Genomic DNA, 14,214 nt, shown 5'->3' with positions numbered 1-14,214 from the left:
GCGGGCATGCTCAAATCAGCACCAGATGATCGCGGTGGATCACGCAGGAACGCGGCAGATAGCCCAGTTGTTCAACCAATTCCTCACGGCGGAGGCCCTTGATGACTTCGCATTCGTTCCAGTCATATTCGACCATGCCCTTGGCAATCAGCCTGCCATCTAAATCTTCTACCCTGATCACATCGCCGCGTTCGAAATTGCCGTAAACTTCGGTGATTCCAGCGGCGAGGATGCTCTTGCCGCGGCCCAGCGCTGCGACGCAGCCCGCGTCCACCCGGATCCCGCCGTTGAAGCGCAGCCGCCCGCCGATCCAGCTTTTCCACGCATTGTCATCGCGCGTCGGCAGGAACACGGTGCCAAGGCCGCTCGCCATCGCGCAGGCTATCGGCATTTCGTCCACGCCCTTGATAATCGCCAGCGCGATCCCGGCACGCTCGGCAATTTGCGCGGCGAGCAGTTTGGACGTCATCCCGCCCGAACCCTTGCCCGACGATGATTCGCCGCTCGCCATCTCGTGGATTTCATCGGTCACGCCGCGCACTTCGGGCAGGATTTCAGCCTCGGGGTGGGCGGGGTCACGATCATACAGCCCGTCGACATCGGTCAGCAGCAGGATGCCATCAGCCGACGCCGCCTGCGCCACCCGCGCGGCCAGTCGATCATTATCGCCAAACCGGATTTCGGAGGTGGCGATGGAATCGTTTTCGTTGATGATCGGCACCGCCCCGCTGTCCAGCAATTGGCGCAAGGTTTCCGAAGCGTTGAGGTAACGTCGCCGCCCCTCCAGATCGTCAAGTGTCAGCAGCATCTGCCCGGCCATCAACCCATGTTCAGCCAGCAACTGCGCCCAGGTGGCGATCAGCACCACCTGCCCGACAGACGCCGCCGCCTGTGCATGGGCAAGTGTTTCGCGCCCCCCGCCGGGCAGCCCCAGCTTGGCCGCGCCCACCGCCACCGCGCCGGAACACACAACGATGATTTCCTGCCCACGTGCGCGCGCGCCAGCCACCTCTGCGGCGACGCTGCGCAGCCATTCATAACGCAATTCGCCGTCGCCATGCACCAACAGCGCCGACCCCAGCTTGATCACCAGCCGGGGGCATTTGTCTATTTCGCGGAAGTCGAGCAGCGACTCGATTTTCATGGCTTCCTCTAAGGTATCTGGTGTTCGATTGTCAGAGCGGCGACCAGTCGGCCGCCCCGTCGGCGTCCATATCTTCGATTTCGACCGCCTTGGTTTCGGTTGAGGTTCGATCAGGTAGATAGCCGAGCACCGCGTCGAGCAGTTCGGGAATGCCCGCTCCGGTCGCGCCGGATACTGCGAACACCTTTTCCGCCCCTGCCGCCAACAGTTCGGCGCGGAAGGCTTCAACCAGTTCGGCGTCGGCCAGATCGAGCTTGTTGAGCGCCACCAGCCGCGATTTGTCTTCCAGCCCCGCGCCGTATGCCGCGAGTTCTTCCTCGACCACGCGCATCGCTTCGACCGGGTCAGCCGCTTCGGTGCCGGTGATGTCGATCAGGTGGATCAGCACGCGGCAACGTTCGATATGGCCGAGGAAACGGTCGCCCACCCCTGCGCCTTCGGCCGCGCCTTCGATCAGGCCGGGAATGTCGGCCAGCACAAATTCGCGCCCCTTGTGCCGCACCACGCCCAATTTGGGCACCAGCGTGGTGAAGGCATAATCGCCGACCTTGGCCCCGGCATTGCTGACCGCGTTGATGAAGGTCGATTTGCCGGCATTGGGCAGGCCGACCAGCCCGACATCGGCGAGCAGTTTCAACCGCAGCCACACCCACAATTCCTCACCCGCGATGCCCGGCTGATGCTGGCGCGGGGCGCGGTTGGTGGAGGTTTTGTAGCTGGCATTGCCGCGCCCGCCCATCCCGCCTTCAAGCAGCACGACGCGCTGCCCGACTTCGGTGAAATCGGCGAGCACTTCGTCCTTGTCTTCGGAAATGATCTGCGTGCCGACCGGCACCTTGATCACCAGCGGCTTGGCCGAGGCCCCGGTACGGTCCTTGCCCATCCCGTGCCCGCCGCGCGGCGCCTTGAAATGCTGGGTGTAGCGAAAGTCGATCAGGGTGTTGAGGCCGGCGACGGCTTCGAACACGATATCGCCCCCGCGCCCGCCGTCACCGCCGTCAGGCCCGCCATATTCGACGTATTTTTCACGCCGGAAAGAAACGGCCCCAGGGCCGCCCCCGCCGGATTTCACATAGATCTTGGCTTGGTCGAGAAAATGCATCGGCGTCCCCTACGCATTTCTTGCTGCAATTGCGAGGGGGTAGAAAAAGCAGGGGTGAGTCCCCGCGCAGGCGGGGATCTCGTTCAATGACGAACAAGGCTCCCGCCTGCGCGGGAGCGCACACTTGGATTTAGAACCGCGCTTCAACTCCCACCACGGCAGACCGCCCCGGCGACACAAAGCTGAACACCTGTTCGTAATCCTCATCAAACAGGTTTTCGACGCGGGCAAAGCCGCTGATCCCCTCGGCCAGCTTCACCCGCGCATTAAGGTTGACCAGCGTGTAATCATCCAGTCGCACCGGCACCGGCACAAAGCTGGGATCGGTAAAGGCCACATCGGGCGTCGCGCCGTTGTGCCGCACCACCAGCGTTGCCGACGCCGCATCGCCGGGCGCGCTCCATGTCAGCGCGGCGCTGGCGATATGGTCAGGGCGGCGCACTTCCTCCACCCCATCCTCCTCGGCATCCAAGTAGCTATAGGCCGCATCGACGCGCCATTGCTCGGCCAGCTTGGCGGCCAGCGACACTTCCACCCCGCGCTGCTGGCTTGTCGTCACACGGTTGGCCGGAGTGGCGATGAAGGTGGGGGCCGGGAAGGTGGTGAAAATCTCGCGCTCCAACTCGCTGTCGAAATATGTGACCGATAGCCGCGCGCTGTCACCCACGTCCTGATCCACGCCCACTTCCCACCCGGTCGATTTTTCGGGCCGCAGCGCATCATTGCCGATGAAGCGACCGTCGACGAAGCCGTAGAGTTCAAAAAAGCCGGGGTTCTTGACGCCCGAACCCGCCGCGCCGCGCAGCCGGGTGGTATCGGTAAGGCGGTATCCCGCGCCCACCCGGAAGGTAGTGGCATCGCGGAACTTGTCATTGAGATCGTGACGCACAGCCGCCGTCAGGTCGACCGCCGCGCCTGCATAGCGATATTCGCCGACCAGCCCGACCGTCTCGATCGCGCGTCGCCCGGCAAAGGCAAACCCCGATGGGTCGGCATTGCGGAACCGCTCGCGCTCCCAATCGGCGGCGAAGGTGAGGTTGTGCGCCGTATCCAGCCGCAGTGCGGTGACATAGGACGCCTTGATCCGGTCGCCCTCGCTCCCCGATGTCGGGCCGAACGGGCCAAAGGTCTTGCGGTCGATTTCGGCCCGCTGGGCGGACAGATCATGCGTCCAGCGCCCCTCCAGCGCCTCGGCCCGAGCGCCGACGAGGGCATAGACTGCCTCGTTGACGTAGCCGGTGCCGGGGCTGTCGATGGTGAGGCCGAAGGTGGGGCTGGCGAAGTCGAAATCGCTGTCGTTGAACTCGCCCTCGGTGCGGATGAAGCGGGCGGCGGCGCGCAGGGCGAAGCTGCCCGTCACGTCCACGCTGCCCTTGCCCGAAAGGGTGTAGCTATCGCGCCCGATATCGCGGGTGCCGCCTCTGGCGTTGGGCTGCCCGCCAGTGCTGACGACCGTGGCGGATAGCGCCGCGTCCCAGCTATCGCCAAACGCGCCGTAACGCAGCGCGCCGTTGACGGTGGCCTGCGTGCCGCCTTCGACCCGCGCGGCCAATCCCGGAACAGCCCGCCCGCTGGCGCTTTCGTAGGCGACCACCCCGCCAATCGCATCCGGGCCGTAGAGCGCCGACTGCGCACCCCGCAGCACCTCGACCCGCGCACCGACCTCGGCCTGAAGCGTGCCGATATCAAACTCGCCCGCGAAGGGATCGGACACTTCAATCCCGTCGACCAGCACGAGGACGTGATTGGCCTCAGCGCCGCGCAGGCGGATCTGGGTCTGGCCTGCGATGCCTGCCACCGCAACGCCGGGAACATCGCGCAGCACATCGGCAATGTCGCGGGTTTGGCGGTTTTCGAGTTGCCGCGTGGTGATGACACTGACCGAGCCGGTGTATTTTTCGGGCGGGATGAGATCGCCCGACCGCGTCGCGCTGACGATGATGTCGTCGCGGGTGGTGTAGAGAAAAAGGGGCGCGACGTTGCCCTCCTCCTGCGCGCTATTGTCCTGCGCAGCCAGAGGCACAGCCCAAACCAGCGCCGCCCCAGCGACGCTGCTCAAAAATGCAAAATTTCTCACGGATTTCTCCCGTCATCAGCAACATGAAGACCGCGAGGGTTTCATTCCCCAAGGCCCGGTGATGTCGCTCACAACAGAAGTGTTTTTCCGCGCCTGACCAATCCCTGAGCCAAGCAAAGAGCGACACGCCCCGGTCGGTCTCCTGGCTCACGGATCAGCGCATCCGATGCTCACCTTCCCAGAGCGTTGCCGCTCCAGTGGCTGCTCCCGCTAGAGGAGCGCACACCGCATACTCACCGCTTACAGTTGCAGGGACAGCTGCGGATTTTAACCGCATTCCCGTTACCTTGGCGCTTCTTGGTTTTAGGCGCTCACCTGCGCGAGCGCAATACGCGCCATAAGGCGCGATTCTTTGTTAGAGCCCTCAGACGCCTCCCGGCCGTCGCCGGCGTGCCCGCCGCTCAATCCATATGCTTCAAACCGACCCGCAGGTAATCCCACCCGGTAATACAAGTCAGCGCCGCTGCGGCCCACAGCGCCACCAACCCCACCACATGAATCCAGCTTTCGCCAAATGTGCGGCACATATCACCCACCGCCTGACATGGCGGGCCATGCACCGCCCCGCCCAGAATCAGCGCGCCCATGGCGACCAGCTGAAATGTCGTCTTCCACTTGGCCAACTTTGATACCGGCATCGACACCTGAATCCCGCCGAGAAATTCGCGCAATCCGCTGACCGCAATTTCGCGCATCAGGATCACCAGTCCGGCGATCACGTGAATATCGCCAACATATGGCCCGCGCAGGTATCCTTGCGCGGTCAGCACCAGAATGACCGCAGCGATCATGATCTTGTCGGCGATCGGGTCCAGAAAAATCCCCAGCTTCGACACCGTCCCCTGCGCACGGGCCAGATAGCCATCGAAGAAATCGGTCAGCGCAATCACACAATAAAGCGCGAAGCCGATCAGATAGCCGAGCCGCCAATCGGGCCACCACAGGAAGAACGCCAGCAACGGCACCCCAAAGATGCGCGACAGGGTAAGGATGTTGGGCAGGCTCGACATGGCTGGGTCTTGCATTAGCGCGCACTTGGCGCTGACAAAAGCCCCCTGCCCCGCCATCCCCGACAAAGCGTGATTACGGCGGCGCTCTTGTGAAACTGCGGGCGCGCGCTATGGCGCGAAGAACCCGCGAGGCAGCATGAGCAAAACCATCGCATGACCACATCGACGCATCTGCTGCGCCAGCGGCGTTTTCTGCCGCTTTTCCTCACTCAGTTGCTCAATGCGCTGAACGACAATCTCTACAAGAACGCGATGGTGCTATTCGTGGTCTATCAGGTGTATGATTCGCCGGAGACCGAAACCTTCATCAGCGGAATAGCGACCGCGGTGTTCGTGCTGCCCTTCGTGCTGTTTTCCGCAACTGCAGGCCAACTGGCCGATATGCGCGACAAGACCAAAATCATCCGTTGGATCAAATTTGCCGAAATCATCATCATGTCGGTTGGCGCGGTCGGTCTGGTGCTGGCGGCGCGCGGGATGCAGGTGGATTCGCTTGCCATCCCGCTATTGTTCGCAGCGCTGTTTGCGATGGGGGTACATTCCACCTTCTTTGGCCCGATCAAATACGCGATTCTGCCGCAACACTTGAAAAAAGACGAAGTGCTTGCGGGCACCGGGCTGGTTGAGGCCGGAACCTATGTGGCGATCCTGGCCGGCATGATGCTGGGCGGCGCTTTGCCAATCATGGCGAGCACAATTGCGGTAATCGCCATCGCAATGGTGGGCTACATGGTGTGTCGCTGGGTACCGCCCGCGCCTGCGCAGACGACCGAGGTCAAGGTCGACTGGAACCCGATCCGCGCGTCAAAATCGCTCATCGCCTTTTCGATGGGCAATCTTGAACTGCGGTACTCGGTGCTGGCAATCAGTTATTTCTGGACGATTGCGGCGATTTTGTCGGTGCAGTTCATCCCGCTCGCCAAAAACGTGCTGCTGGCTGACAAACAGGTGGCCGCCGTGCTGCTGGTGGCGTTTTCGGCGGGGATTGCGATTGGATCGGTTTCGATCAACGCGCTGCTGAAAGGCGATATTTCGGCGCGCTATTCGGCCAAATCGGTTTTGGTGATGGGCGGCCTGCTGATCACCTTCTATCTGCTGTGCCGCGCATGGAACCTGCAACCGTCAGGCGAACTGTTCACCGTGACCGAGTTCCTCGTCCAGCCGCTGGCGCTGGCGCTGACCGCCAATCTGCTGCTGATCGCAGTGGCAGGCGGGATGTTCGTGGTGCCGCTTTATGCCTTCCTCACCACCCGCGTCGACAAGAGCGAGGCTTCGCGTTCGGTCGCGGCCAACAACTTTATCTCGTCGCTGTTCATGGTGGTGGGCGCAGGGGTTGCAGGCGCGCTCGGTTTCTTTGGCATCCCGCTGGAGGAACAATTGCTGGTCAGCCTGATCCTGTGCCTGTTTGCCGCGCTGCTGGCGCGCAAGCTGCACGCTACCGAAGCGCTGCGCGCACCGGATTTCGATTAGAGAATGAAGACGAAAATCGCCGCGGTAAGCGCAACGTAGGTGCTGGCAAAGCCGCGCACGTCCGACATCGTCATCCGCCATAAAGCCTCAGCCGGGATCGGCAGCAAATCGCGCTTCACATGCGGCGGCAGGCTCGAACGGAACCAGTGGCGGGCGCTTTCATCACTAAGCACGAGACTGCGACGCATTTCTGATTCTCCTCTTGCGGGAAAATCGAATTTAAGACTTTCTTAACCTTTTGGAACCGCCCTTGCGGCCGCTGTCGCAGCATGGGACACAAACGCCCGCCCCATTAACCGGGCACAGCGCATAGGGCGGGTTTGCGCGCGGTTGGCGTCAGATGTAGACGCCGAACACGACCAGTCGGGAGAGTGTCACGTGCCTGATTCCACGCACCCCAATTCTTTCAACAGCGCGGCTGCATTGCTGGTCGATTGCCTTGCCGCGCAGGGGTGTGAACGGATCTTCACCGTGCCGGGCGAAAGCTTTCTCGCGGTGCTGGATGCGCTGCCCGACCGGCCTCAGATCGAAGTGGTAACTTGCCGACAGGAAGGCGGCGCGGCGTTCATGGCCTGCGCCGACGGGGCGATGCAGGCGGCGACGACAGGCCGCCCCGGTGTGGCGTTCGTCACCCGCGGCCCCGGCGCGACCAATGCCAGCATCGGGGTGCATGTGGCGCATCAGGATTCGCAGCCGATGATCCTGTTCGTCGGCGATGTGGCGCGCGCAATGCAGGGACGCGAGGGGTTTCAGGAGGTCGATTTCACAGCCTTTTTCTCCCCCATCTGCAAATGGGCGGCGCGGATTGATGATCCCACACGCATCCCCGAATACATCGCCCGCGCCTATGCAACCGCGATCAATGGCAGGCCGGGGCCGGTGGTGCTGGTCCTGCCCGAAGATATGCTGGTCGAACAGGTGCCTGCCAGCATCGCCCCGCGCCCATTCGTCACCCGCAGCGCGCAGGCCGCCTGCCCCGATGCGATGAGCGCGCTGTTCGATCTGATCGCCGATGCGGCCAGCCCGGTGGCGATCATCGGCGGCGCGGGCTGGAATGCCAAGGCGCGGGCATATTTTCAGCAGTTTGCCGAACGGATTGGACTGCCTGTGGCGACCGCTTTCCGGCGTCAGGATGCGTGTGCGCCCGATAGTCCGGTCTATGCCGGGAACCTTGGCTATGGCCCCAACCCCAAGCTGGTCGAGCGGGTCAGGAACGCCGATCTGATCATTGCGGTCGGCGCGCGGCTGGGTGAGGCAACGACCGAGGGCTACACCCTCCCTACCCTCGATCATCCGGGGCAATTGCTGGTGCATATCCACCCTGATCCAGAAGAACTGGGCCGGGTCTATCGCACCGATCTGGCGCTGTGCTGCGGGGTCGATGAATTCGCCGAATGCGCCGCGCTGTGGGAGGATGCGGGAATTATTCCGTTCGACGCCGGGGCTGAGGCGCACCGCGAATGGCTCGAATGGGCCACCCCTGCCGCGCCAGACGCGGCGCTTGATCTGGCCGTCTGTGTTACTGCCATGCGCGCCCTGTTGCCCACCGACGCCATCATCGCCAACGGCGCGGGCAATTTTGCCGGGTGGTGGCACCGTTACTGGCGTTACACCGCCTATCCCGGCCAGCTCGCCCCCACCTGCGGCGCGATGGGGTACGGGGTGCCTGCCGCCGTCGCCGCTGCGCTGCGCTACCCGACGCGCACCGTGGTTGCCGTGGCGGGAGACGGGGATTTCCTGATGAACGGTCAGGAACTCGCCACCGCCGCGCAATATGGCGCAAATCTGATCGTGGTGGTGATCGACAACGGCGCCTACGGCACGATCCGAATGCATCAGGAGCGTGAGTATCCCGGCCGCGTGTCCGCCACCACGCTCACCAACCCCGATTTCGCGGCCCTGGGCGCAGCATACGGCGCGTGGAGCGCGGCGGCCGAGACGACCGCGCAATTCACCGCCGCACTAACCGAAGCGAAAGACCGTGCGGGTCTGCGCCTGATCCATGTCAAAACCGATCTGGAACGCATCGCCGCCAGCGGCGCGACGATCAGCGGCCTGCGCGCACGGGCACAGGCGACCGCCTGATCGCCCTTCTAGCCTTCTGCCATCTCACAGATCACCTGCCATTCGGCTGGCGTCACCCCGGACACCGACAGGCGTGACTGGCGGATCAGCTGCATATCGGCGAGGCGCGGTTCGGCCTTGATCGCCACCAGGGGCACCGGATAGGCGAATTTGCGCTTGGGCTTCACTTTCACCGCCGCCCATTTGCCGGTTTCATCGGTGGGATCTGTGATCCCGGCCACGCTGACAGTGCAAATGCCAACAACCTCCAGTCCTTCGCGCGAGTGGTAGAAGAACGCCTCATCCCCCACCTGCATCGCGGCGAGATTGTTGCGCGCCTGATAATTGCGCACCCCGTCCCATGTGCCTTCACCCTCAGCGAGGAGATCGTCCCAGCTATATTTGAACGGTTCGGATTTCATCAGCCAATAGGCCATGTTGCTACACGCTCCCTTGCGGTTCGGCGCCCGCGTTAGAGCAATTTCAGGCCAAGTGGAATCACTTGCAGTAGCGGGAGTCACAGTTGGACGATGGCTTGGAAAGCCAATCCCCGCCCGGCCACCTTTTGTGTCCCCGGTTAACCCGATGTTTAGCGCGATCTGCGAATTATCGCGCAGGTCGCCGGGTATAACCAGCCCATCAGCGCCATTCGCACGGGGCACACGATTTGAAAAATCACGAGCCAGACAGCCCGCTCGAAACCGCTGAGCGCGATTTCATCGCCTTGGGGATTGCAGTTGCGGCCATCATCCTGCTGGTTGGCACCGGGGGCTCAGTGCTGCCCAAGGCGTTTGCCGCGGTGCTGTATAGCCAAAGCAAGCCCGATGTGCTGCTGGTCAACGCCTTGCTGCTTAATGTCGCGCTGGTCATTTTCGGGTGGCGGCGTTACCGCGAACTCACCCTTGAAATCGCCGAGCGTAAACGGGCCGAGGAACGCGCTCACTTGCTCGCTTCCACCGATCCACTGACCCACTGCCTCAATCGGCGCAGCATGGTTGAGGCGACCGAACAGGCGCGTGTGCATGCTGCTATGCGTGGTGAAGCGCTAGCCTATTGCATGATTGACCTTGATAATTTCAAACATATCAATGATATGCACGGCCATACCATCGGCGATGCTGTGCTGGTGATGTTGTGTGAGCGCGTCCAGGCGCTGCTCCCGCGCGAGGCGAAGCTGGCACGGCTGGGGGGTGACGAATTCGCGTTTGTCATGACCTATCCTGCCGGGCAGCATGAACGAGTCGATGATCTGGTGATACGTCTGTTCGAGCGGGTATCGCTCCCATTCGAGTTGCCGGAACTGACAATCGAACTCACCACGTCGATCGGCCTCGCCACTGATTATAGTCCTGAGGGCAAAATCGATCCCGTTGTCGATGCCGCTGCGTTGATGCACCGCGCTGATATGGCGCTTTACCATGCGAAGAAGCAGGGCCGTAACCGCTATTTCTGGTTCGATGCCAGCATGGAACACGAATTGCGGTTCCGTAACCAGATCGAAACCGGGATTCGTCAGGGACTTGCGCGGGGCGAATTCGTGCCTTTCTACGAACAGCAGGTGGACGTGGAAACCGGCGCCCTGTTGGGTTTCGAAATGCTTGCCCGCTGGCGCTCGCCGCAGCTCGGGCTGATAAAACCTGAAATCTTCGTGCCCATCGCCGAGGAAATCGGTCTGATCACCGCGATGTCGGAAAGCCTGATGGAGCAGGCCTTTGGCGACGCGCGCGAATGGGACGATGCACTGACGCTGTCGATCAACATTTCACCAGTGCAGCTGCGCGATCCGTGGTTTGCTCAGCGCTTACTGAAAAAGCTGGTCGAAGCCAATTTCCCGCCCCAGCGGCTTGAGATCGAAATCACTGAAAGCTGTCTGCACGAAAATATCGGGCTTGTGCGATCCATGGTCGCCAGCTTGCGCAATCAAGGCATTCAGATCAGCCTCGACGACTTCGGCACAGGCTATTCGAGCTTTGAGCACCTGCACAACCTGCCATTTGACCGGATCAAGATCGACCGCAGCTTTGTCAGCGAACTGCGCGACCCTGATCGCCAGTCGGGTATCGTCGAGGCGATTATCTCGCTTGGGCGCGGCCTTAATCTTCCCCTCACGGTAGAAGGTGTGGAGGACGAGGAAATCCTCAATGCGCTCAAATCAATGGGTAGGTTAAAGGCGCAAGGCTATCTTTATGGCCAGCCCGAAGATGCCGCAGCGGTGCGCACACGGCTGGGGGCGGCTGGACAGCTGAACACAGCCGCAGCGCCGGAGCGTGTTCGCGATATGGACGACACGCAGACGCAGGCTCGCACCGCCTGACATCGCGCCTGATACTGTGTTTGCGCACAGGACTGGACGCGAAGCCTGCCGGTGCATAGATGCGCAGCAGTGGCAATGCGTATTCCCTTCATCAAGATGCACGGGCTCGGCAATGATTTTGTCGTGCTTGACGCGCGCGCCGATGCGCTGCCGGTAATAACGCCGCAATTCGCGCGCGCGCTGGCGGACAGGCGAACGGGCATTGGCTGCGATCAGCTGGTGCTGCTCGAACCAAGTGATCGCCTCGCTTTCCGGATGCGGATTTTCAACAGCGACGGCGGCGAAGTGGAAGCCTGCGGTAATGCGGCGCGCGCGGTGGCGCTGCTGCATGGCGAGGCCGTGACCATCGAAACCGCTGGCGGGCCAATTGCGCTGGAGCCGCTGGACGGCGGCGCGCGGGTCGATATGGGCGCGCCGCGGTTTGAATGGGATGCGATCCCGCTGGCCTATCCGATGGACACCTTGGCGATGCCGGTGGGGTGGCCGATAGAGAATGACGATCTGTCAAACCCGATGGCGGTCAATGTCGGCAACCCGCACGCGGTGTTCTTTGTCGATGATGCCGATGCGGTGCCGCTCGACACGCTCGGCCCCGAAATCGAAAATGACCCGCTGTTTCCAGAGCGGGTGAATGTGAATGTGGCGAGCGTGGCCGGGCCGGATCATCTGCGCCTGCGGGTGTGGGAACGCGGTGCTGGCTTGACGCGGGCGTGCGGCACCGGGGCCTGCGCCACGGCGGTCGCCGCGATCCGGCGTGGGCTTGTGCACAGTCCGGTGCGGGTCAGCCTGCCCGGCGGCGATCTGGTGATTGATTGGCAGCCCGGCGGCTCGATCAAGATGAGCGGGTCTGCGACCGAGGCGTTTCGCGGCAGTTTCAACTGGGACGATTACGCGTGAACGCGCCACATATCATCAGCCTCGGCTGCCGCATGAACATCGCCGAGAGCGAGCGGATGCGCGCAATGCTGGCGGGCGAGCAAGACCTTGTGGTGGTCAATTCCTGCGCGGTCACGGGTGAGGCGCTGCGCCAGACCCGGCAGGCTATCCGCCGCGCGCGCCGCGATCACCCCACCGCGCGGTTGATCGTCACCGGCTGCGCGGCAGAGATCGACCGGGCCGAAATCGGCGCAATGGACGCGGTTGATGGCTTGGTGGCGAACGCAACCAAGCTCGATCCGCGCGCGTGGAACGTTGCGGGGGATGCGCCTGCGATTGCCCCTGCCCGCACCCGCGCCTTCATCGCGGTGCAAAACGGCTGCGATCATGCCTGCACCTTTTGCGTGATCCCGCAGGGGCGCGGGGTCAGCCGGTCTGTCGCGGTGATCGAGGTTCTGCGCGAGGTTGAAGCGCATCTGCTGGCAGGCGCGCGCGAAATCGTGCTCACCGGGGTCGACCTGACCTCGTGGGGGCATGATCTGCCCGGCGCGCCGCGGCTCGGCGTGCTGGTCGGCGCAATCCTTGATGCCTTCCCTGCGCTGGCCCGCCTGCGCCTGTCATCGGTTGATGGGGTGGAGATTGACGGAGGCCTGTTCGAACTGATCGCCCACGAACAGCGTGTGATGCCGCACCTGCACCTGTCGTTACAGCACGGCGCAGACCTGATCCTCAAGCGGATGAAGCGCCGCCATCTGCGCCGCGATGCGGTGGAACTGGTCGCCCGGTTAAAGGCGCTGCGGCCCGACATCGCGGTGGGCGCAGATCTGATCGCGGGCTTCCCGACAGAAACCGGGGCGCACCATGCCGACAACCTCAGCATCATCGACGAACTCGGCATTGTTCACGCCCATATCTTCCCCTTCTCACCGCGCCCCGGCACGCCTGCCGCGCGGATGCCGCAACTGCCGCGCGCGCTCGTGAAGGCCCGCGCCGCCGAACTTCGCGCGCGCGCCGCCGCCTGCCGCCAAAACTGGCTGGGCGGGCTGGTGGGCGAAACTCTCTGCGTCCTCGCCGAACGTGACGGCACCGGCTATGCCCCCAATTACGCCCGCGTTGCCCTGCCCGCCGCAGCGCGCGCAGGCGAAACTATCGACATCACAATCCGCGGGACCGAAGAAGGGCTGCTCGTATGAGCGAAACCAGTTGGACCCAGCGCCTGCTGGGCGGCTTTGCCAAGACATCAGAGCGCCTGACCGCCAACCTGTCAGGTGTGGGCGGCAGCGCGAAGCTGGATGATGCCACGCTTGACGAAGTTGAGGACGCGCTGATCATGTCCGACCTTGGCCCGGCAGCGGCAGGGCGCATCCGCGCACGGTTGGCGGACAAACGCTTCGGGCTCGAAATCACCACCTGCGAACTGCGCGAAGCTGTGGCTGAGGAAATCGCCGCGATCCTGCGTCCGGTCGCCAAACCGCTCGAAATAACGGCCTTCCCGCGCCCGCAGGTGATCCTGGTGATCGGGGTGAATGGCAGCGGCAAGACCACCACCATTGCCAAGCTGGCGCACCTGTTCATGGAAGATGATTACGGCGTGCTGCTGGCGGCGGGCGACACGTTCCGCGCGGCGGCCATCGACCAGCTGGCAACATGGGCCGAACGCGTGGGGGTTGATCTGGTGCGCGGGCCGGAAGGCGGCGATCCGGCGGCGATTGTGTTCGATGCCGTGAAACAGGCGACCGACACCGGGATCGACGCGCTGATCGTCGACACCGCGGGCCGCTTGCAGAACAAGAAAGAGCTGATGGAGGAGCTGGCGAAGATCCGCCGCGTGCTCGGGCGCCTGAACGCGGAGGCTCCGCATGACGTGGTGCTGGTGTTAGACGCCACCAACGGCCAGAATGCGCTCGCCCAGATCGAGGTGTTCAAGGAGGTGGCCGGCGTCACCGGCCTGATCATGACCAAGCTGGATGGCACCGCGCGCGGCGGCGTGCTGGTCGCCGCGGCAGAACAATATGGCCTGCCGATCCATGCCATCGGCGTGGGCGAAAAGATCGAAGACCTGCGCCCGTTCGACCCCGATCTGGTCGCGCGGGTAATTGCCGGGGTGGCTTAGTAAACCTTGTCATTGCGAGCGCAGCGAAGCAATCCAGAGCGGCA

At 63.1% G+C, this 14,214-nt stretch carries 12 protein-coding genes and 1 riboswitch; of the genes, 6 read left to right on the top strand and 6 right to left on the bottom strand.

The window, feature by feature from the left end:
- Positions 1 to 10 precede the first annotated feature (10 nt).
- From proB to pgsA, 4 genes are all read right to left on the bottom strand, one after another.
- Positions 11 to 1,144: a glutamate 5-kinase gene (gene proB / locus ABIE62_RS01180; RefSeq protein ID WP_354322833.1), complete on the bottom strand. Its 1,134-nt coding sequence runs from the start codon at positions 1,142 to 1,144 to the stop codon at positions 11 to 13.
- 31 nt (positions 1,145 to 1,175) lie between these two features.
- Positions 1,176 to 2,246, bottom strand: a complete 1,071-nt coding sequence (gene cgtA, locus ABIE62_RS01175) for an Obg family GTPase CgtA (RefSeq protein WP_354322831.1) — start codon at positions 2,244 to 2,246, stop codon at positions 1,176 to 1,178.
- 130 nt (positions 2,247 to 2,376) lie between these two features.
- Positions 2,377 to 4,305, bottom strand: coding sequence for a TonB-dependent receptor plug domain-containing protein (locus tag ABIE62_RS01170; protein ID WP_354322830.1), 1,929 nt, complete (start codon positions 4,303 to 4,305; stop codon positions 2,377 to 2,379).
- Positions 4,306 to 4,438: 133 nt separating this feature from the next.
- Positions 4,439 to 4,628: riboswitch (cobalamin riboswitch) on the bottom strand.
- A 96-nt stretch (positions 4,629 to 4,724) separates the two neighbouring features.
- On the bottom strand, positions 4,725 to 5,333 hold the full coding sequence (pgsA, locus tag ABIE62_RS01165; RefSeq protein WP_354322829.1) for a CDP-diacylglycerol--glycerol-3-phosphate 3-phosphatidyltransferase: 609 nt from the start codon (positions 5,331 to 5,333) through the stop codon (positions 4,725 to 4,727).
- A gap of 153 nt (positions 5,334 to 5,486) precedes the next feature.
- Between pgsA and ABIE62_RS01160 the strand changes: the two genes are divergently transcribed.
- Positions 5,487 to 6,803, top strand: coding sequence for an MFS transporter (locus ABIE62_RS01160; RefSeq protein ID WP_354322827.1), 1,317 nt, complete (start codon positions 5,487 to 5,489; stop codon positions 6,801 to 6,803).
- Here ABIE62_RS01160 and ABIE62_RS01155 read toward each other — a convergent pair.
- Positions 6,800 to 6,991 carry a hypothetical protein gene (locus ABIE62_RS01155; protein ID WP_354322825.1) on the bottom strand — a complete coding sequence of 64 codons (192 nt, stop codon included), beginning with the start codon at positions 6,989 to 6,991 and terminating at the stop codon, positions 6,800 to 6,802. The two genes, ABIE62_RS01160 and ABIE62_RS01155, sit on opposite strands and share 4 nt — an antisense overlap.
- Before the next feature lie 190 nt (positions 6,992 to 7,181).
- Here ABIE62_RS01155 and ABIE62_RS01150 point away from each other — a divergent pair, with 190 nt between their 5' ends.
- Entirely contained in the window at positions 7,182 to 8,888 is a 1,707-nt protein-coding gene (locus ABIE62_RS01150; protein ID WP_354322824.1) for a thiamine pyrophosphate-dependent enzyme, read from the top strand.
- An 8-nt stretch (positions 8,889 to 8,896) separates the two neighbouring features.
- Here ABIE62_RS01150 and ABIE62_RS01145 read toward each other — a convergent pair whose 3' ends face one another.
- A complete protein-coding gene (locus ABIE62_RS01145) occupies positions 8,897 to 9,304 on the bottom strand; it encodes an EVE domain-containing protein (RefSeq protein WP_354322822.1) in 408 nt (135 codons plus the stop codon).
- A gap of 230 nt (positions 9,305 to 9,534) precedes the next feature.
- Here ABIE62_RS01145 and ABIE62_RS01140 point away from each other — a divergent pair, with 230 nt between their 5' ends.
- The 4 genes from ABIE62_RS01140 (at position 9,535) to ftsY (ending at position 14,170) form a co-directional block, all read left to right on the top strand.
- Positions 9,535 to 11,181, top strand: a complete 1,647-nt coding sequence (locus ABIE62_RS01140) for a putative bifunctional diguanylate cyclase/phosphodiesterase (protein WP_354322821.1) — start codon at positions 9,535 to 9,537, stop codon at positions 11,179 to 11,181.
- 75 nt (positions 11,182 to 11,256) lie between these two features.
- Positions 11,257 to 12,078: a diaminopimelate epimerase gene (gene dapF, locus ABIE62_RS01135; RefSeq protein ID WP_354323033.1), complete on the top strand. Its 822-nt coding sequence runs from the start codon at positions 11,257 to 11,259 to the stop codon at positions 12,076 to 12,078.
- Positions 12,075 to 13,250: a MiaB/RimO family radical SAM methylthiotransferase gene (locus tag ABIE62_RS01130; RefSeq protein ID WP_354322820.1), complete on the top strand. Its 1,176-nt coding sequence runs from the start codon at positions 12,075 to 12,077 to the stop codon at positions 13,248 to 13,250. Before dapF ends, ABIE62_RS01130 begins: the two co-directional genes overlap by 4 nt.
- Positions 13,247 to 14,170: a signal recognition particle-docking protein FtsY gene (gene ftsY / locus ABIE62_RS01125; protein ID WP_354322819.1), complete on the top strand. Its 924-nt coding sequence runs from the start codon at positions 13,247 to 13,249 to the stop codon at positions 14,168 to 14,170. Before ABIE62_RS01130 ends, ftsY begins: the two co-directional genes overlap by 4 nt.
- Positions 14,171 to 14,214 lie beyond the last annotated feature (44 nt).

Origin of the sequence: Porphyrobacter sp. MBR-155, assembly GCF_040547625.1 — a bacterium.
In the GTDB taxonomy this organism is placed as follows: Bacteria; Pseudomonadota; Alphaproteobacteria; order Sphingomonadales; family Sphingomonadaceae; genus Erythrobacter.
The sequence above is the reverse complement of the archived record's forward strand: the minus strand, read 5'-3'. Positions and strand labels throughout refer to the sequence as shown.

Excerpts from the sequence above, each read along its gene's own strand:
- cgtA (WP_354322831.1), bottom strand. The coding sequence starts at position 2,246 with ATGCATTTTCTCGACCAAGCCAAGATCTATGTGAAATCCGGCGGGGGC.
- proB (WP_354322833.1), bottom strand. The coding sequence starts at position 1,144 with ATGAAAATCGAGTCGCTGCTCGACTTCCGCGAAATAGACAAATGCCCC.
- ABIE62_RS01160 (WP_354322827.1), top strand. The coding sequence starts at position 5,487 with ATGACCACATCGACGCATCTGCTGCGCCAGCGGCGTTTTCTGCCGCTT.
- ftsY (WP_354322819.1), top strand. The coding sequence starts at position 13,247 with ATGAGCGAAACCAGTTGGACCCAGCGCCTGCTGGGCGGCTTTGCCAAG.
- ABIE62_RS01145 (WP_354322822.1), bottom strand. The coding sequence starts at position 9,304 with ATGGCCTATTGGCTGATGAAATCCGAACCGTTCAAATATAGCTGGGAC.
- ABIE62_RS01155 (WP_354322825.1), bottom strand. The coding sequence starts at position 6,991 with ATGCGTCGCAGTCTCGTGCTTAGTGATGAAAGCGCCCGCCACTGGTTC.
- pgsA (WP_354322829.1), bottom strand. The coding sequence starts at position 5,333 with ATGTCGAGCCTGCCCAACATCCTTACCCTGTCGCGCATCTTTGGGGTG.
- dapF (WP_354323033.1), top strand. The coding sequence starts at position 11,257 with ATGCGTATTCCCTTCATCAAGATGCACGGGCTCGGCAATGATTTTGTC.